Below are 17,769 nucleotides of genomic sequence, written 5' to 3' on the forward strand. Positions count from 1 at the left end.
ATGCTCAGGCCGCGAGTAACGTGGGTCATCGAGGCGGCGGCGCCGGCGTCTTGAACAATTCATAGTCGACCGCACGCCCGATGCCTTGCCGCAGACCCTCCAGACGCAGCGCCTGTCCCGGCGCGACATTGGCCAGGCTGACGTCCGCGCCGAAGTCCCTGATCAAGCCGACGTGCTGCTCGGGAAATCTGAACGGATCCGCCTCGATAAGAATTTGGTCAAACCAGGACTGTGTTTGCAACGCGTGAAGAATTGCTGGGTCGTCACGGGCTGTGAGCGTAATTTCAGACTGCTCGATAATGATGTGCTCCACCCCAGCGTTCTTGGCGTCTTTGACAATGCTTTCTAGCGTTTCCAGTTGCAGAGGCGTTTCGGGATTCTTGCGACCGAATTCATAGACCACCGAAAGACCTGCGGCAGTGCATTGATCGAAGCAACGGCAACGTTGCTCGTCATTCAGCACCAGATAATTCTCAGAAACCTCCAGTGCACCGAATCCCAAAACGCGAAGATACGCAAGCAACGCTGGCAATTCGCCGCGCATATACGCGTGCTCGAACAAGATCCCGCCAGCGTAGCAGGTGATATCGGCATCCTGATACTGCTTGACAATACGCGTTACCACTTCCGCCGGAATCAAAAGCGAATTGAGCGCATAAATCTTGGCAAAGTCGATATATTGACTAGCACAGGCCAGAAGATCTCCTATGCCATTTTCGCCGCCCCATCCCAGGCAATCCGGGCCGTAATCGATAATCGATGTCAGACCTTTACGGCGTGGCTTCCTGTCGCGAGCCGGTAGTTGCAGACCGGCAGGTACTTTAGTGGGTTGCATGTCATTGCTCCATCAGACTAAGGAGATGATCCAGCGTGCTGCGCCTGGCGCAGAGGTCGCCATCCATCAGCAAGCGTGCCGTGCGTTCGATTCTTGCACTGCGAACTCGAAACGAGCCATCGGCGTGCTCGGTATGTGCGCCCACCCGCAGCATCCCGCTGGGATGACCTAGCCGGACGGCCGGCCCTGACTCTCCCGCCAATTCCGCGACGACCGAACCGGGGATCGCGCTGGCGACGGCGGCACAAACCGCGCCCGTGACCGCGAGCGCCCGGTGTGGACGTTGCATCGCCAGTTGACGAACGCAGACATCCACGCTTTCACGTTTGATGGTGACGCCATTGGGAGTCAGGTAGTCAGCTGCTGGAGCGACCATCATGACGCGCGGCAAGTTCGGCGTCCGCTCTTTCGCCTGATCCGCGCTTTGCACTAAGCCCAGTCGCACCGCCGCCCAGCCGCGGATCTTCTCCAGACGCGCCATCAAGGGCAAGTTCGAACTGATCGCATCTGGGGTTTCGTAGCCGCTGGCCTGGACTTGCCGCGCTGGCACAAAGACAAACGGCGTGGCCGCGTCAACCAAAGAAACGTCCACTGCCTGACCATCGACATCCAGCACATCGCGCGCTTGCCCCGTGGGCAGCAACGTGCCAGACACGGCGCCACTGCAGTCGCCAAAATCCAGCGAAATGGCCGCGCCTGTGCCGGGTACGCCGGCGATCTGGCATTCGCCATCCCAGGCCGGTAAACCATCCTGAACAGGCACTCGCGCAATGACCACTTGGCGCGTGTTAGTGGTGTAAATACGCACAACGGTTTCGGGTGCGACTGCGCGAACCAGACCGCGCAAGATGGCAAAAGGCCCAACCGCTGCCAGCATATTGCCGCAGTTCCCGCCCATCGATACTACCGGTTTGTCAATGCCGACCTGACAGAACGTGAACTCGACATCGGCATCGTCGCGGTCGGATAGGGACACGATTGCAGCTTTGCTGGTCAACGGGTCCGATCCGCCAATACCATCGATTTGCCGACTGTCAGGCGATCCATAAGTCGCCAGCAACATGGCTGCCCGGCGAGCAGGGTCTTGGGGCAAATCATCACCAAGAAAGAAGGCACCTTTGCTGGACCCGCCGCGCATAAGCGCAGCGCGTACACGGATCAGCTGATCGGGCCGAATAGTGGGCCGACCTGGCATGAGGGGAATAGTAGAATCCATTGCGTTCGCACCTGAGGTTCATTTAGTCATCGCTGCGGCCTGCACCACTTTCTGCAGGCGCTCTCGCTCCTGTTGCATGTAGCGTGCAAAGTCCTGCCGCGAGCCCCCCATGGGCTCGGTGCCACTAGAAGCCAGCAAACTCACTACGTCCGGCGTGGCCAGCGCCTGCTGAATCGATGAATTCAACTGATCCAAGATGCCAACTGGCGTGTCCTTTGGCGCCATGATGCCGACCCAGTGGCCGATCTGCACGCTTTGAAAGCCAAGTTCGCGCGCGGTCGGCACAGTGGGCAAGACCTTGGATCGGTGATCCAAGGTGACGGCCAAAGGCTTGACTTTGCCCGCCTTGATCATGGGCAACGCTACTGGAACAGATTCCGACGCCAACTTGACTTGCCCGCTTGCCACAGCCGTTACAGCATCATTGCCGCTCTTGTACTGGATCGGCTCGATGTCGATATCTGCCGCCACCTTCAGCAACGCAGAGACAAAGTGTGGCGTGCTGCCCACTCCTGCCGTTGCAAAGGGGACTGGATTCTCGCGCGGCAAGGACTTCAAGAAATCACGCAGATCGCTGCTCGAAGTTCCAGCTTGGGCCATGATTACAGAATGTGCACTCGAAACCAGGGCAACGGGCACCAGATCCGAGTCCTTAAACGGCTGGTCCGAGCGAATCAGGGTATTGGTGATAATGCCATTACTGCCAACAAGATAAGTGTAGCCGTCGCCTTTGCTGCGGGCCACATAGGCCGCACCAATCATCCCCCCCGCGCCAGGTTTATTTTCCACTATGACGGGTTGCTTAAGCCGTATCGACAGGTCTTTGGAAAGAATCCTCGCAACCTGATCAATGTTCCCCCCGGCACCAAAGGGAACAACGAGCGTCAACGGCCGACTCGGCCAAGTATCGGCATAGGCAGATGGAGTGCTAAACGCGCTCACAAGTAACATATATTTCAGAAATCGCATGCTTGTCTCCGGCCCGTCGGGCGCCTGCTTTGTAGTAGTTTCTATTAATACTACGCCAAAAGGAAGGAATGTCAACCTAGCTTTTTGTGGCTGAGCGTGGGCATGCTTGCGTCCGCAACCACGATTTGCGGACGCATGATGGACAACGAATGTGAAGTTCTGCCACTACCGGTGATCCGTGTTCGCTCCAATGGAAAGCGCGACTTTGCCCCCAAGGATAAACGCCGGCTGGTCGAGGCGTGTCCCCTGCCAGGGGTATCGGTATCCGGGATGGCGCTCACGGTCGGGATCAATACGAACCAGTTGCCAGGAACATCGCCATCGACCTGCCAGCCAACACCGAGAGCCTTGTATAGCAATACCCAATAGCGCACGCGATCGCGCTGTAGGCCGATCAAAGTGATTTCTGCCAAGATTGCCGAGCCGTGAGCCTCCTCCAGCATCAGCAGGGTTTCGAAGCCAGCGCGCCAGCTTGATTCGATCGCCGTGACATAGCGGCGGTATTGTTCGGCAGCCCGTATCGAGTCTTCGCCGCGCTGAGCCGCGCCATCGAGACCAACTAGGGCTTGCTCGACGTCTTTGACTGCCATGCGCACAGAATTGCGGTAGGAGGCGAGTTGTAGATAGTAGTTTGCTTGCGTCGAGTCAACCGCTGCCTCTTCTTGAGGCTTACCGGTCGGCCGTCCGCCAGTGATGAGTGTGGGTCCGTGCCTTACTCGCCCTATGGCCGTCTATCCGATCGAGACAGGAATCCTGACGATTAATTGCCTTGTTACAGCCAGAAGGGTCGCAAGCGTCAATTGGCACTTCCACGACAGGTACATATTACGAGGTGTGATTCAGTCTCACCATATCGTACGGCAAACAGCTCGCAAAATCGAAGCGCTTCATGCGAGCAAGGGATCGCGACGAGGCAAGGCTCGCTACCTTCATGGTGGATCACCCCAGGATCCACGTCGAGGTGGAGGAACAACTCAGCGGCGATATCGCCCGCGCCTTCGTGAACGGCTTAGCGGATATCGGCGTGTTCTGGGAAGGCAGCTTCAGCGCCGAACTGCATCCATCAGGGCACGCCTCCCCGAACGCGCGCCCTGTATGCTCTAAAAAACTCAAGGTTCTGAACCGGCCCCTATGCTGGCAAGACGCTGGCTGCCTTCGCCGTGGGCGTCGGCTTAATCAAGATCGAGCCCGAAGGCACCGGCGACCCGCTGCTCACGTGGAGGATGCCGCGCGTCACATCGTGCCGCCACTTGCGCTAAACCACTGTGCGCGCTGTCTCGGTCTTATTCCCGCACAATGTCTGGACCAGCCACTCCCGGAAATAGTTGGCTTGTGCCGGATGGCGCTGCACGCAGATGCGCAAGTCGCGCCGCGCCCAGGCTTCCGACAATGTCACTACAACGAGTCGGTCTCTGTCCGCTTGCTCCAGCGCTGAGCGAGGCACGACGCCAACGCCTGCGCCTGAAGACACCAGGCGCGCGATGGCGCGATAGCCCGACACCTGCACCCGCACGTCGAGCCGGCCGCCCAGCGCGGCGGCGTGATTCATCAGGAAGGTATGCAGCGCCGCACCATGTTGTAGGCTGATAAATGGCTCGCCGAGGCAGTCGGAAAAACTGATCCTGCCGTGCTTGCTCAGTTTGCTTTCACGCGGCGCCAGCAGGACTAGTTCATCCTCGTGATAGGGCAGGAAGACCAGTTCCGGATATTCCCCTTCCAACGCCACGACGCCAACGTCAGCACGTCCGGCGGCCACGGCGCCGATAATGTCGTGGCTGAGCCGCTCTTCCAGAGTAATGCGCACCGAGGGGTGGCTGGCAAAGAAGCGCGCTAGGTCATCCGGTAGGTAGGAACTGAGCGCATTGTTGTTTGCGAATAGGGTCACATGACCGTTCAGACCCTGGGCAAAGGGCAACAAGTCCGCGTGCATCTGCTCGAGTTGCGCCAAGCAGCGGCGGGCATGCTCGACCATCACGTGACCGGCCGGGGTGAGCGCCACGCCGCGCGCCTGGCGCACCAGCAAGGGCGTGCCGACAGCGCTTTCCAATCCTTTGATGCGCAGGCTGACCGAGGAAGGCGCAAGATGGCATCGCTCTGCACCCCGTGACAGATTGCCCTCTTCAGCGATGGCCAAGAATACCTTTAAGTCGGTCAGATCGTATGCCATGAGGGTTAGTCAATGTCGAAGGCATCGATATTCTACCGCCAGAGGCTGGCAAAATCTGGCCAGAATCGCCACCTTGTACAGTAAGCGCTCGATTTCAACAAACACTCCGTTCGACAATGCTCGCTTTATCGGCGCCGTGCTCCTGCCCATACTCCGCACACCCCTGATGAACGGAGATTGGAATGGAAGGGCTTGCTGCATTGCAACAGTCTGCCAAGCCGCTGGAAGGCGTGCTAGTAGTATCGATCGAACAGGCGCTGGCGGCGCCCCTCTGCACCTGCCGCCTTGCCGAACTGGGCGCGCGCGTGATCAAGATTGAGCGGACCGAAGGCGATTTCGCCCGTGGGTACGACAAGGCGGCCAATGGCGAAGCCTCCTACTTCGTTTGGACCAACCGTGGCAAGGAGTCGCTGGTGCTCGACTTCAAGCAAGCGGATGATGCCGCGCTGCTGGAACGCATCCTCGCCAGCGCCGATGTGTTCGTGCAGAACCTGGCGCCCGGCGCGCTAGCGCGCGCGGGCTTCGATAGTGAAGCCCTGCGCCGGCGCCATCCCCGCCTGATTACCTGCGATATCTCGGGTTATGGAGCCGAAGGACCCGCCAGCGAGCTGAAGGCCTATGACCTGCTGGTGCAATGCGAAAGCGGCCTGGCCGGCATCAGCGGCGCGCCCGAGGCTTGCGGCCGTATCGGAGTCTCGATCTGCGATATTGGCGCGGGCATGAACGCGGCCATCGGCGTGCTGTCCGCGCTGGCCTTGCGCGGGCGCACTGGCGAGGGTTCCGGCATTGCGGTATCTCTGTTCGACGGCGCCGCAGACTGGATGACGATCCCCTACCTGCATGAACGCTATGGCAACGGCGCGCCGACGCGCCAAGGCCTGAAGCACCCCTCCATTGCCCCCTATGGCGCCTATGCCACACGCGATGGTCGAGAAATTGTCATCAGCATCCAGAACGAACGCGAATGGCGGCACTTCTGCGACATATTCCTGCAGCGCCCCGAGGCATCCAGCGATGCGCGCTTTGCTTCCAACACCGTGCGCGTGGCCAACCGTGCTGAACTCGATGCCATGATCGCCGCCCGCTTCCTGGCACTTGATGCTGGCGACGCACTAGCGCTGCTGGCTGAGGCGAACACCGCCTACGGCCAGGTCCGCTCCGTCGCGGAGATGGCCGCCCACCCGGCATTGCGCACCTGGCCCATGGCTGTGAGCGGCCGCGACATCGACATGATTGCCCCGCCGGTGCGCGCACCATGGGACACCCAACGCTTTGACCTAGCGCCCGCCGTCGGCCAGCACACGGCCAGCCTGCGCGCCGAGTTCGCCAACCACACCAAGGAGCTGGCAGCATGAGTACGATCGATCTCGCACACTTGCGCCAATGGGTCGGCAAGGAAGTCGTCGACCACGATGTGCTATCGGTACGGCAGGCCCGGCTGATGGCGGCCACGCTTGGGCTGCCGCAAGCCGACCTGCAGGAAAGCGCGCCGTTGCCGCCGCTGTGGCACTGGATCTATTTCCTCGAAGGCCTGGCACCCGCAGAACTGGGCCGCGACGGGCATCCCGCCCGCGGCGGCTTTCTGCCGCCGGTACCCTTGCCAAACCGCATGTGGGCCGGCGGTAACGTCGCCTTCCATGCGCCCCTGCCGCTGGGTAGCCGCGTGGAGAAGCGCTCGCGCATCCTGTCGGTGGAACACAAGCAGGGGCGCAGCGGTGAATTGGTCTTCGTCACCGTACTGCATCAGATCCTGCATGATGGCCAGGTGGCGATCAGCGAGACGCACGACATCGTCTACAAGCAGGCCTCCGTCGGCGGCGCGGTTGCCAGGCCGGAGCCGATGCCGGCGCCCGCACGTAGCAAGCCGTTCCGCCCTGATTCGACCACGCTGTTCCGCTATTCGGCGCTGACCTTCAACGGGCACCGCATCCACTACGACGCAGACTATTGCCGCGAGGTAGAAGGCTATCCCAACTTGGTCATCCATGGCCCGCTAAACGCTACCCTGCTCGCCGGCTTTGCCGAGGAGGTCAGTGGCCGCCGGCTCAAAGGCTTTCGCTATCGGGGCGTGCAACCGAGCACGTTGGGGAACGAACTGACCGTCAACGCAGTGCCCGGCGAGGGCGGTGACGAGGATGGCCTGCTCGTCTGGACGGCGCTGCCGGGCGGCGCGGTGTCCATGCGGGCCGAAGTCACGTTCTGAAGCCAGTCGCCACGCCACAAACTGAGCGGGGCCCTCGCAATGCAGCGCGAGGACGCGCCCCGCCTAGAACCTGTCAGAGACATGAGCACCACATCCCGCATCCGCTCGACCGCCGCCTGCGTCAAATGTAGTAGAGATGCGATTTTTGGAGAGCGTGCAAAAGATGGGGGAGGCCATTTCGTCAGGCGCCCTGACTTGCGGCGAGGATGTCAGTTCATTGGCCGGTGCAAAGCGCTCGTGGTCCGCACTCCTGGGCTCCTCCACGGCTAGCTTCCTCCATCCGACAAGCCATCCGAACACGCGCCGGGCCGACGGGCACGGCATCGTGCGCACGGGTGCCTGGACAAGCGGTACCTTGTCCTGCGGAAAGAGGAGGCGGACCACGCAATTCTGCTCGGCGGCGCGACTGCCCGTATAGCCTCGCTGCTTGAGTTCTTGCCAGATCAGTTCAGGAAAGCGACAGCCCTGGGCGATTCGTTCCTCAATATAGCTGCGATGGGGATCCAAAGGCGTCGGACCCCGCGCCTTGGGTGCGCGCTCGGGGAAGGCCCCCGCGGTGACGAACTTGCACACGGTTCGATGGTTGATTGAGAGCTCGCGCCCGATTCCTTTCATCGTGCCGCCCTGGGCGCGTAGCGCCATCACCCGCTCGTACAGCGCCAGCCGCGTGGCGCGTCGCTGATCGCTCAGGCGCTGCCATGACCGCAGTGAGGTGCGGCTCAGCACCCCCTGCCGGCCCAGGGTCACGCCACCGACCTCGACTTGCTGCGCGGCTTGGCGCAGTTGCGGTCCGAGTCGGTACAGCAGCCTCTCGACGTTGTCGCGCAGGTTGCACAGCAGATGCCAGCGATCGGAGACTTGCTTGGCTGCCGGCAGCGCGATGTCGACCGCCTCGGAGTAGGCCCCCGCCCGGTCCCAGGCGACGATCTCGATCGATGGGCGCGCACGCATCCACGCGGTCACCGCAGTTGTTTCCCTGCCGGCGAACACTTCGATCGGCTCACGTCGCTCCAAGTCGACGATCATCGTTCCGTACTGATGACCGCGTGCGATCGCCCAGTCATCGATGCCGACGACCCGTGGTCGTGGTTTGCGCTTGCGCCCAGGAGCTCTTCGCAACTCCCGCAGCACGGTGTCGGCACTGGTGCGCAAGCCCAAGACGTTAGCAAGCCGGGCTGCCGCTTCACCACCGAGGGCGTGGCCCAGCGCGTGCAACGCCCGAGCCTGTGATCGCATTCGACGCTGATGCCGACCGGCCAAGGCGTGGATGTTCTCGGCAAACGTACGACGGGGGCGGCCGGCATTCGTACACTTGAAGCGACGCACCTCCACGGCGAGAACGACTCGCTGCTCAAGCATCGGACGTTCTTCCAGCCTGCGCACATAGCTGCCGTGGAGTCGGTTACTCCAACGACGACAGGCGGGACAAGGTGCCGCGCGAACCGTACTGCAGGCTTCGACAGTGATGGTCTCCCCTCGCGCGTCGCTGGAGACGACGCGCTTACCCACACGGGCGAGAATACGATCGATCCCACCGAGAACTTGGCTCATGGTAACGATCAACGTAGGGCTAGATCGGCCCGAAATCAAGCCCTCGACGCGGCCGTCACACAAAGTGCGGAAGACCCATCTTTACTTATATGGTCGCCTCCCTTTTGCAAATTGTCGATAGCCAGTAGGGTGGTTGCGGACTTATATCCGGACTCGATCGCGGGAGAAAGCCCGCCGGCCCCGATGGATTTCGCCGCAGAGGTCCTCATCTACACTACGGACTCAAGGTCCAAGTAAAGTTGCTGGTTTGTCTCTGCGCGGTCCAACCTGTCTTGCCATCATTCAATATCAACCTATGCAACCGTGAAGGGTGGTGTGGGTAGTCGTTCCTATCGAAGTCAAGCCGGCAATGGTGGAGCGTGGGGGGCAGGTACGCGCGTCCGTACGCCAGCAGGGCCCAAATGATTCTCGCCGTTTTGTTGGCGAGCGCTACGGCGACGACGTTTGTGGGTCGTCGCGCAAGCATGGACTTGACGTGGTCGGGTAAGTGTCGCGCTCTTGATATCACGGCTCGTGCCCCGTGGATCAACAAGGTGCGAAGGCACACGTCGCCGCGCTTGCTGATGCCGCCGAGCTTGACTTTGCCGCCGGAGCCATTCTATCGAGGCACAAGTCCGAGATAGGCAGAGAACTCTCGCCCGGACTTGAAAGACTGGGCCTTCCCAATGACGGCGATCGCGGCTGTGGCCGTCAACAAAGCCAACCCCGGGAATCTCGGAGATGCGGCAGCACGCTTCGTCACTGCGGCGCCAGGCCATGATGCGTTGCTCGATCCGTTGAATTTGCTCGTCGAGAGTCAGCAACCGGGAAAGCTGGTCTTGCAGGCTATCCACCAGCATCTGCGGTAGCCGTGGAGCCAGTTCTGCGATGGCCAACTTGGCTGCAGCGATGCTGGCGCAGCGGCCTTGAGGTGCCGCGCCACAGCACCGAAGATGGGTCTGGCCCGAGAGCCACCCCTCCGCTTGCTTCGAAACCAGCTCGGCCTGCACTTTGGCCAACAGCGGCCGCCCCTCCGCGAGGGTCAGGCCCAGGTCCGCAAGACGACAGTCACGGCGCTCAATCACGGCCAAACTCCGTCAATGTCATGGCCAGTGTTGCTGTCTCCACGTCCATCTTATGAGCGTCGAACTCGACAGTATCGATCCCGCCGGCGGAGCCCCGCCGCGGCAATTGCCGCAGCGCCGACGCGGGCTTGATCCGTCAGCCGGCGGCGCGCGCGGCAAGGCCGAAATCGTCCTGCAGCCACCACTATAGCGAGCGGGCCAGTGATCGGACGGCCTTGTCCGCATGGTTCAGCGGATAGTCGCCAGCGCCCAGATCCAATTCACGGCAGTAGTAATCGAGGCAGCCGCTTGGGATCCCGATGCGGCTCTTCCGAGTTGGCTTCTGCGGCCTTATGGTCCATTCGCTTCCACCCTGCTCCGGCCTCGCCGTGGATTGCGCCACGGCGAGCCGGAATGACAAACCGTCAGCGCCGGACCAAGAGTTGGCTCTGGCGGCTCGCCGGTGCTCACATCGACGTGAATTAGGAAGGGCCAGCCATCCACGATCCGGCCATAATTATCGGCATTGTGATTTGGGCTACAACTTCGGGGGGCTAGATTCTTCTTGCGATGGAATTTCTTGGAAATCAAGCACTTATGACGCACGTTGGTGCGGAATTATCTCTGGGTGGTACGACCTACTTCACTTCTATATTTTTAGATTTCTCGTTCGAGTGTTGGCTCGAATGCGCCCTGCGCGGCGGCCAAGGCCGGACGTTCTAGCTGGGGGAGGCCACGGCGGACGCCAAACTCGTCACCGGCGGTAGCGAAGCGGTAAGTACAAGAAGATCGGCGCGAAGGCTGCACGGTGAATACGCCACAGCGGCGTCGACGCTGGGTCCAAAAACAGGCGCGGCAGCGAACGGGCAGCCCAATTCCTCGGCAGTGAAGTTCATGCAGCGCCCTGGTCGCCGAGGTAACGCGTCTCCACAAGACGCACAAGCGACTCGATCGGCCTCGTCGGGTCCGCAATCCACTCACTCGGGGTCTTACCGTCCAGGCGCTCCATGGGGCGGAGCATAAAGTTATGCACCACCCAGCAACTGGCGCCAGCCCTGGCGAACGGGGCAAGCGCCGCTTCGAGCCGGGCCGAATCGGCATTGAACTGCCAGCGGGGGTAGCGGAAGCCGCGCTCTTTTCCGGGAGGAACCAGGGCATACAGTCGCCCTGCTTGCCGATTCAGGTTGATCATACGGTCGGATCGGCCAGCATAGTCAGCCGCGTCCTTCAGGGTCAAGTTTTCTGGCTTCTCCCATTCCTGGACTGCCAGGTGCTTACCGCGCTCGCGCGCTGCCTGCAGCGGATCACTGCCCGCCTCACCGGGAAGCCACTGCGCCTTTCGAGCTTCTTCCACGCTGCCGCGTAGCTCCCTGGCGGCGTCCAGGAACGCTGCCTCAACCATCTCGGTCGCCATCTGCATGGTTTTTTCGTTGGCGTGCCGGGCCGCGAGGAGAGCGTTGATCCGATCAAGTGGCCCCGGAGCGACCTTTTCCAGTCGGGTGCGCAGCAACCTTCCAAGGATGAGGTCAACCTCCCTGTTGCCCAAATGCGGCGGTTCGTTGTCAGGAAACGCGTCGGCAACCAACAGCACGATCGCCTTGAGCACTGCACTTGCCTTGGTGGATTCGTCGTTCAGGGTTGCGGCACTACGAAGCGTCCGGCGTGCACCGATCCACCCTGGTGGCGGAAAGGCCGCACTGTCACGTGCGGAGTGGGCAGCTATGCGGAGACGTGGGTGGCGTTTGATTGGCTTCATGCCCTCAGATTAGTTCATGAACTTCATGACGTCAACCTGAGTGGCGTGCTTGGGTGACTGTGCCGAGGCCGGGCGCGGCCGAAGCTACCGCACCGCTCGCGTCTTTTACCGTGCCAGGCAAGATCGGCACAGCAGAAGTTGGCCGACGCGGGTAGCGGGAGCCCCGGTTCTCACCGAGTTCTAGTAATATAAATTTCCTTGCTTCCGGGCGCAGTCCGGCACGGGCTGTGGGCAGGTCGGCAAGCCAGGGCATGCGCTGGCGCTTGGCTGGTCGCCTCTTGCCATCCAGCAAGGGCCAGCCCCACCGGTGCTCAGGTCTCGAGCTAGTGCGCCGGGCGCCGGGTGCCGCTGCATTTGGCGACACTGGAAGCGCAAAAGGCGGCAGCTCGCGGACTCCTCCGCAGTTACCTTGTGCCGGCAGGAGCGACGCTCCCAAGCACATGCGGAATCCCGGCAATCCAGAAGCAGGAAACTCTGGGGCCCGCTAAGGCCGCGTGACCTACGTCGTGCGCTGACGCTGTGTGACCTCCGTGTTCAACCACCACGGATGCTTCGTCAACGCTCAGCATTGCGCCTTCCGCGCGCCCTACTCGGCTTCCGAGAGACCTCTATACCAGCTCGCCAAAACTGTCCGTACGGGCGGTGGCCGCACCGATTCAGAACGAGGTTGCCTAAGCCCCACAGGGGCGTTGGTGACTGTGGTTGAGGCTGCCCCCTGAGTGTTCTACGTAGAACACTCAGGGGGCAGCCTCCAAAACCGTTGCAAATCCACAAACTCTTCCACTTCACATTGGAATTGTGATCGTTGCTGTATATCATTCGTCCCGTAGCGCATAGTGCGCCTGGACTGTTCTACGTAGAACATTCGCCTGCAACCAGGAGGGCCGATATGGCAGCAAGAATCATCACCGTCTTCAATCAGAAAGGCGGCGTCGGTAAGACGCGCCTCTCGTCCGAGATAGCAGGCACCCTTGCCTTGCTTGGCCACCGGTCTTTGTATGTAGACCTAGATCAGCAAGGCACTGGCACCCGCTCCGCGTCGCAAGCCGCTGAGGAAAGCCCGTTCCCTGCCACCGTGACCAACCTCTCGGACAGCAAGACGCCACACATCGAGATTCGCAAGCAGCTGGACGTCTACGATTTCGTAGTGATCGACTGCCCGCCGTCGGTGGAGGCCAAGTTGCCGTCGATTGCGCTGCTGATTTCCGATCTAGGCATCATCCCTGTCGGCGGCTCAGGCGGGCAACTGTGGGCGTCGATGGCGGCCAAGCAATTGGGAATGGAGGCGCAAGTCAAGAACCCGACCCTGAAGTTGCGCTTTGTGGCAAACATGGTGAATCGCACGGTCCTGAATCGCGACGTGATCGCGCAACTGGAAGCCGACGAAGATGTAGCGCTCATGAAGACACGCATCTCAGACCGCAACGTTTTCTGTGAAGCAGAAACAATAGGTCAAGTGGTGATGCAGATCGCCGGCAAGAATGACCCGGCCCGCGTTGAGATGCAAAGTCTCGTGCGCGAAGTGCTGGAAGTCCTGAACGAGGAGGAATAATGGCTGGTAAAAAGTCATTTGGCTCGGCGCTGTCCGGCGGCGCGAAGGCGGAGATCGCAAAGCGCGCAGAACTCGACAACCGTTTCGACAACGTGACGGACGCACTGGAAGGGCGTCCAAATTTGCTGGCGCCGCCAGTGAAGCCTAGCCCTGCGACCGCAGTGGCCGCGCCGGAAGTGTTCTACGTAGAACAAATTGTGGCTGCAGGCAAGGCGTCGCGGCACTACACCAGGCTGCCCATCGCAGTACTCGATGATAATCCGCTGAATAGCCGGACCTTCTACAGCGAGGAGAAGGTCCGCGCGCGCGCAACATCGATCGCTGCGGAGACTCAACTCACTCCGGCGCTGGTGACCCCCAACCCCACCCACCCGGGTCGCTATATTCTCATCGACGGGCACTACCGGAAGAGGGCAATCCGCCATCTTAACCAGGCGGACATGGATGTTTGCATCCTTGAAAATCTCACCAAGGTAGATTTTTACCGTTTGGCGCGTACGTTAAACGCCGAGCGCGAAGAAGAATCCGTGCTTGATGTCGCCTTCGGCTATCAGAAACTACTGGATGAGGGCTTGGCCAAGACCGACGAGGAACTGGCTGCGATCGTTGGCGAGAGCCGGTCCAAGGTCAACAAGATGCTCGCTGTGGTGGCGCTGCCCAAGCCCGTGCAAGACGTGATCGCGCAGAACCCGAGTGCCTTCGGAATCTCGATCGCCTATGAGCTGACCCTCTACGCAAAGAAGGTCGGCGAAGACAAGGCGGCCACGCTGGCGGAGCGTGTCGTGGCGGAAGAACTGCCCTTCAACAAGGTTGAGGCGATCCGTAAGGCGGTGGAGCAGGGCGCCAAGCCCACCAAGGCCATGTCGCGCCAGCACAAGATCCGGCAGGGCGGGGCGGAGGTTGGCACCCTGAAGGAATGGGACAGCGGCCGCATCGTGCTCGACATCAAACTGGACGACCCATCCAAGCGCGATAGCCACCTGGCGGCCCTCAAGCGCCAGTTCGGCTTGGATGAGGCCGCCTGACGCGATGCCGGCAATAGGTGGGGGCACGACCTAGTGTTCGAAGCCTCGCGCCAAAGCTATAGGTGCCCCGGCCTGAAACGAATCGGGAACGAGCAAGACGCGCGCGGCCTGGCCGGCGGGTGAGGCAAAAGGCGGGCCTGAACCGCGAGATCCTCTCGGTCGGGCTTGCCATGGTGCATCAAATGCTCGCGTACAAAGCGGTAGAAACTGGTACGCGCCTGTATGTGTCAATCACGCGCCAACTCAAGCCGTCGCAGCGTTGCGCGCATTGCTGGGAATTCGCTCCCAAGTCCCTCGCGCAACGCATGCATCGTGTGCCCACATTGCGGGCACACGATGCAGCGCGACCAGAAAAGCGCGTCGGTTGTTCTCATCGATGCGCACACGCCTGGAACGGGTGTGGCGGCGAGACCGAAACCGCAGGATCGGCAACGAGCCAAGTCAAAGTCTGTGACCCGCGAAACCCCGCTATAACGTCGACTGACGTTTAGCGGCGGAAGGGCTTATACGATGAATGTCTCTTCGTGACAACTGCGATCGAAGAGGCTTCGCCGTCTAGGACACGCGAAGACCGATCCGCCTGGCTCTGAAGCTTCCCAAGATGCTCCGAACTCGGGTGGGCGTCCTCGCAATCGCGGATAACTGCCACTTAGGCTGCCGCGTCGATCGCTGCACCGCCATTCACAACAAAGCTCAAGAGATCCTCTGCGGAAGGATCTCCCCAAGTGTCAATTACAAGCCAACTGAAAAAGCTTGTCTCAGCGAGCTTTGTCGAGCGCTTTCCGACAATTATCTTTAGATTCTTGACCTCGACGGTTCCATTGTAACGATCGATGAGAATAGCTTGGTCATCAATGGAAAGCTCGTTGAAGTACTCCCTGGCTCGCGGGACCTCTGAAGTGATATAACGCTCGCGCACGTCGCTTGTTGTTACCTTTTTGCGAGGCGGTGGCTTTGCGGAATCGGGAGCCTTAGAAGGCGCTGCCTGCCAACCTGACTGTAAGGCCTTCCTGAAATAGGCCGCCTCGTTGTCTAGTGCCGGCGCATTTTTCTTTGCCTTCCTAGCGCGAGTATATTCGATGGCGGAATTCACACGGTCTTCCCCGTACTCAGCAATCAGCTTGGCAGCCTCTGAGCGTGGCACCTGAAGCTTTACTACTTCATCTAAAAGAGCATTCTCGTTTTCGGTGACGTCCGGTTTCGCCTCAGCCTTACGGTTTACCTTGAACTGAATCGCCACAACTGAACGGCCGTTCTTGTGTTCAACGAGTTCTAGCAGATGGTCCGATATTTCATTTACTTCTCGGACGCACGGGACGATTACTTTACTCTTGAATGCTTTGTATTCCGCATAGGATTGAGTTCCATTGTCGAGTCCGAGGATCAACTCCCGAAATGTTTTCAATGGAAACTTGGCGGTAATTCCAATAGCTTCATAGCGGACCGTGTTTTCCCATAGTGCTAAGGAGTGGGCCCGACGGAACTGTCTCGTTATGCGCATATCAATAAGCGCATATATTTCCGGATTCAGAAGCTCTGTCCTTATCTGATCAGAGAAGGAATAACGAAGCTTTGGGCCTTCGATTTCTGCTCCGGCGAGCAAACCGGATGACTTCCATATGTTTCGTTTGTCTGGCGTAAGGAAGTCCCAGTTCACTACAGTGCTGATCAGGGAATTCAGCGTGTCTTTGACGTACTGACTGTTGTTACTATTAAGTCCGATATCATTTGAGAGGCTGCCGGCTGTCATTTCGAAGAGCGTCCGACCCTCATTCTCTTCGTTTTGGCTGATCGCATTCTTGATTAGCGAATTGAACATCTTGCGCTGTTGGAGCGAGATGATGCCGGAGCGCGGAGCGATGTGGATTGCTTGAACAGCTTTTCGGAATGGCTCAGGGGACTCTACGGTCTGGAAGAGGGCGATTTGGGTGTCCGTAGGCGGTGTACGATTTTGTCTGGCCATCGATGTGATACCGAAAAGTCCGCCATAGGTGTAAAGGCGCCACGCCCATATTACACCTTGGTACCTTCAATATCAACGTCGAAGTTTGCCTGAAGGGCCGCGGGGATGTTGTGCCATATTTCTGGCCAGTCGTGGACACCGTTTCAGCTATACAGTCGGCCTGCCTTCTCTGCTGGCTTGGCCCGACCGAGTATACCTATTCGATTCGGGCAGCGGCGTTGGGATATCGCAGCTGAGGTTGAGCCTGGAATATCCCACAGACAGGTACCTATGCCCGTGGTTGAGGGTCTTTTCAGAAGACACCTTCCGTTTACGTGTTTACCTAACACTTTACTTCTTTAGTAAACCTTTAGAGCCTGGAGAGCCGCTTAAACAAAGGGTTTCCAGACCGATAGGTACCCTGATATGGGGTGAAGGTACCCAGCTATGGGAACCCAGGTATGTGGATATGGGACTGACGGTAGCTTCCAATGGGAAGAAAGGTATGTGGATATGGGAGAGAGGTACCCGTTTCTGGGAGCTTCTCGCCGGGGCGAAATCTGGCAAAAGGTACCCAGTTATGGGGGTGTCCCGATGGTTCCTGAGGTACCCGCCTATGGGATAACTACGTAGGTAGCCGGCTATGGGATCGGTTTTGGGCCGCGAATCTGTCCTCTTTGAGGGATCCTGACGCCGATAGGTACCCGTGTATGGGACTCGTTGCTCAGGGATGCCGAGTCGTGTTCCCGGCCGCCAAACGTCCGCAAGCCCAGTACATATAAGGCTTTGCGCGACTGCCTATACTCCGCAAGTCATCGTGGGGAAAGGTGTCTACAAGCTGGTCCAAGCAGGTTTAGGTGCCGGTCTATGGGATTGTGGCTCGGCGCCCTTGAAAAGTAAGTAAGTAACCACTTTTGTTGTAACTGGCGCAATAAAATGAGGGTGGACGGCTGCCATGGTGAAAAGGTACCCGTCTATGGGAATTGTGGTCCTCTGAGCCTCGTCGCCTTACCATAGCCGGGTACCTTTGGCCGCAGCGAAAGGTACCCTGTTTTGGGATGAACCTCGGGTGGAATGCAGCAGGGCTCGGTTGAAGCGTGGGCGGACTGTCCGCATGTGGGGCGGTATCCGGCAGATAGTGGCGTATGACGTATAAAACGCTTTCAATGCGGATTTGGGGATGACTCGCGCAGCCTTCGGAAGGTGACGCGCATTGGGAAGCGCTTGGGGAGCTACAAAAGACACCTACCGGCAGCCGGCACGTGACTCCCGTGACTTCTTGGCCGCATGCTGTTCCGTTGCGGGGTGTGTGGGACTTGCACCCTCCAGCGAGAGGGCGCTATGCCTGGCGAAAAAAAAACCGACCCATCGGGTCGGCTAGGTGCGGCAGGGGCAGTTGTCAGTCGGAGAGACCGGCGGCCTAAAAGCCCCTTGGATCACTTTATAGGACAGCGATCCGGCCGGGCGACACTGAAGAATCCGCGCCACCAGCAGCACCAGGCATCCCAAC

General features: G+C 59.8%; 11 protein-coding genes and 2 pseudogenes. 4 read left to right on the forward strand and 9 right to left on the reverse strand.

Features of this window, described 5'->3' with window-relative positions; translation table 11 throughout:
• Window positions 1–25 precede the first annotated feature (25 nt).
• The 5 genes from AC1Q7Q_RS21370 to AC1Q7Q_RS21390 all read right to left on the reverse strand — a co-directional run bounded on the left by AC1Q7Q_RS21370 (window position 26) and on the right by AC1Q7Q_RS21390 (window position 5,187).
• Entirely contained in the window at window positions 26–835 is an 810-nt protein-coding gene (locus AC1Q7Q_RS21370) for a phosphosulfolactate synthase (protein WP_492374862.1), read from the reverse strand.
• A gap of 1 nt (window position 836) precedes the next feature.
• Entirely contained in the window at window positions 837–2,051 is a 1,215-nt protein-coding gene (locus tag AC1Q7Q_RS21375; protein ID WP_492387208.1) for a 2-methylaconitate cis-trans isomerase PrpF family protein, read from the reverse strand.
• 18 nt (window positions 2,052–2,069) lie between these two features.
• On the reverse strand, window positions 2,070–3,020 hold the full coding sequence (locus tag AC1Q7Q_RS21380) for a Bug family tripartite tricarboxylate transporter substrate binding protein (RefSeq protein WP_492374861.1): 951 nt from the start codon (window positions 3,018–3,020) through the stop codon (window positions 2,070–2,072).
• A 71-nt stretch (window positions 3,021–3,091) separates the two neighbouring features.
• Window positions 3,092–3,745 carry a TolC family protein gene (locus AC1Q7Q_RS21385; RefSeq protein ID WP_492387213.1) on the reverse strand — a complete coding sequence of 218 codons (654 nt, stop codon included), beginning with the start codon at window positions 3,743–3,745 and terminating at the stop codon, window positions 3,092–3,094.
• A 530-nt stretch (window positions 3,746–4,275) separates the two neighbouring features.
• On the reverse strand, window positions 4,276–5,187 hold the full coding sequence (locus tag AC1Q7Q_RS21390; RefSeq protein WP_492374860.1) for a LysR family transcriptional regulator: 912 nt from the start codon (window positions 5,185–5,187) through the stop codon (window positions 4,276–4,278).
• 182 nt (window positions 5,188–5,369) lie between these two features.
• On the opposite strand from AC1Q7Q_RS21390, the gene AC1Q7Q_RS21395 reads away from it, so the two are divergent.
• Together AC1Q7Q_RS21395 and AC1Q7Q_RS21400 are read left to right on the forward strand one after the other, a co-directional pair.
• Window positions 5,370–6,542, forward strand: coding sequence for a CaiB/BaiF CoA transferase family protein (locus AC1Q7Q_RS21395; protein WP_492374859.1), 1,173 nt, complete (start codon window positions 5,370–5,372; stop codon window positions 6,540–6,542).
• Window positions 6,539–7,390 carry an HTD2 family dehydratase gene (locus AC1Q7Q_RS21400; RefSeq protein WP_492374858.1) on the forward strand — a complete coding sequence of 284 codons (852 nt, stop codon included), beginning with the start codon at window positions 6,539–6,541 and terminating at the stop codon, window positions 7,388–7,390. Before AC1Q7Q_RS21395 ends, AC1Q7Q_RS21400 begins: the two co-directional genes overlap by 4 nt.
• Window positions 7,391–7,609: 219 nt before the next feature.
• Here AC1Q7Q_RS21400 and AC1Q7Q_RS21405 read toward each other — a convergent pair.
• The 3 genes and pseudogenes from AC1Q7Q_RS21405 to AC1Q7Q_RS21415 form a co-directional block, all read right to left on the reverse strand.
• A pseudogene (locus AC1Q7Q_RS21405) lies at window positions 7,610–8,941 on the reverse strand (ISL3 family transposase); the annotation flags it as partial.
• Between the two features lie 370 nt (window positions 8,942–9,311).
• Window positions 9,312–9,852: pseudogene (locus AC1Q7Q_RS21410) on the reverse strand (IS110 family RNA-guided transposase); the annotation flags it as partial.
• Between the two features lie 1,024 nt (window positions 9,853–10,876).
• Window positions 10,877–11,590: a hypothetical protein gene (locus AC1Q7Q_RS21415; RefSeq protein WP_492374857.1), complete on the reverse strand. Its 714-nt coding sequence runs from the start codon at window positions 11,588–11,590 to the stop codon at window positions 10,877–10,879.
• Window positions 11,591–12,629: 1,039 nt separating this feature from the next.
• Between AC1Q7Q_RS21415 and AC1Q7Q_RS21420 the strand changes: the two genes are divergently transcribed.
• A complete protein-coding gene (locus AC1Q7Q_RS21420) occupies window positions 12,630–13,292 on the forward strand; it encodes an AAA family ATPase (protein ID WP_045242924.1) in 663 nt (220 codons plus the stop codon).
• Window positions 13,292–14,317 carry a ParB/RepB/Spo0J family partition protein gene (locus AC1Q7Q_RS21425; protein WP_492387209.1) on the forward strand — a complete coding sequence of 342 codons (1,026 nt, stop codon included), beginning with the start codon at window positions 13,292–13,294 and terminating at the stop codon, window positions 14,315–14,317. Before AC1Q7Q_RS21420 ends, AC1Q7Q_RS21425 begins: the two co-directional genes overlap by 1 nt.
• A gap of 649 nt (window positions 14,318–14,966) precedes the next feature.
• Here AC1Q7Q_RS21425 and AC1Q7Q_RS21430 read toward each other — a convergent pair.
• Window positions 14,967–16,280 carry a replication initiation protein gene (locus AC1Q7Q_RS21430; protein WP_492370969.1) on the reverse strand — a complete coding sequence of 438 codons (1,314 nt, stop codon included), beginning with the start codon at window positions 16,278–16,280 and terminating at the stop codon, window positions 14,967–14,969.
• Window positions 16,281–17,769 lie beyond the last annotated feature (1,489 nt).

It is taken from the genome of Cupriavidus sp. GW823-FHT07A04 (assembly GCF_058794615.1).

Coding starts and splice junctions, on each gene's coding strand:
- AC1Q7Q_RS21425 (WP_492387209.1), top strand. CDS start 13,292: ATGGCTGGTAAAAAGTCATTTGGCTCGGCGCTGTCCGGCGGCGCGAAG.
- AC1Q7Q_RS21395 (WP_492374859.1), top strand. CDS start 5,370: ATGGAAGGGCTTGCTGCATTGCAACAGTCTGCCAAGCCGCTGGAAGGC.
- AC1Q7Q_RS21400 (WP_492374858.1), top strand. CDS start 6,539: ATGAGTACGATCGATCTCGCACACTTGCGCCAATGGGTCGGCAAGGAA.
- AC1Q7Q_RS21420 (WP_045242924.1), top strand. CDS start 12,630: ATGGCAGCAAGAATCATCACCGTCTTCAATCAGAAAGGCGGCGTCGGT.
- AC1Q7Q_RS21380 (WP_492374861.1), bottom strand. CDS start 3,020: ATGCGATTTCTGAAATATATGTTACTTGTGAGCGCGTTTAGCACTCCA.
- AC1Q7Q_RS21370 (WP_492374862.1), bottom strand. CDS start 835: ATGCAACCCACTAAAGTACCTGCCGGTCTGCAACTACCGGCTCGCGAC.
- AC1Q7Q_RS21430 (WP_492370969.1), bottom strand. CDS start 16,280: ATGGCCAGACAAAATCGTACACCGCCTACGGACACCCAAATCGCCCTC.
- AC1Q7Q_RS21375 (WP_492387208.1), bottom strand. CDS start 2,051: ATGGATTCTACTATTCCCCTCATGCCAGGTCGGCCCACTATTCGGCCC.
- AC1Q7Q_RS21390 (WP_492374860.1), bottom strand. CDS start 5,187: ATGGCATACGATCTGACCGACTTAAAGGTATTCTTGGCCATCGCTGAA.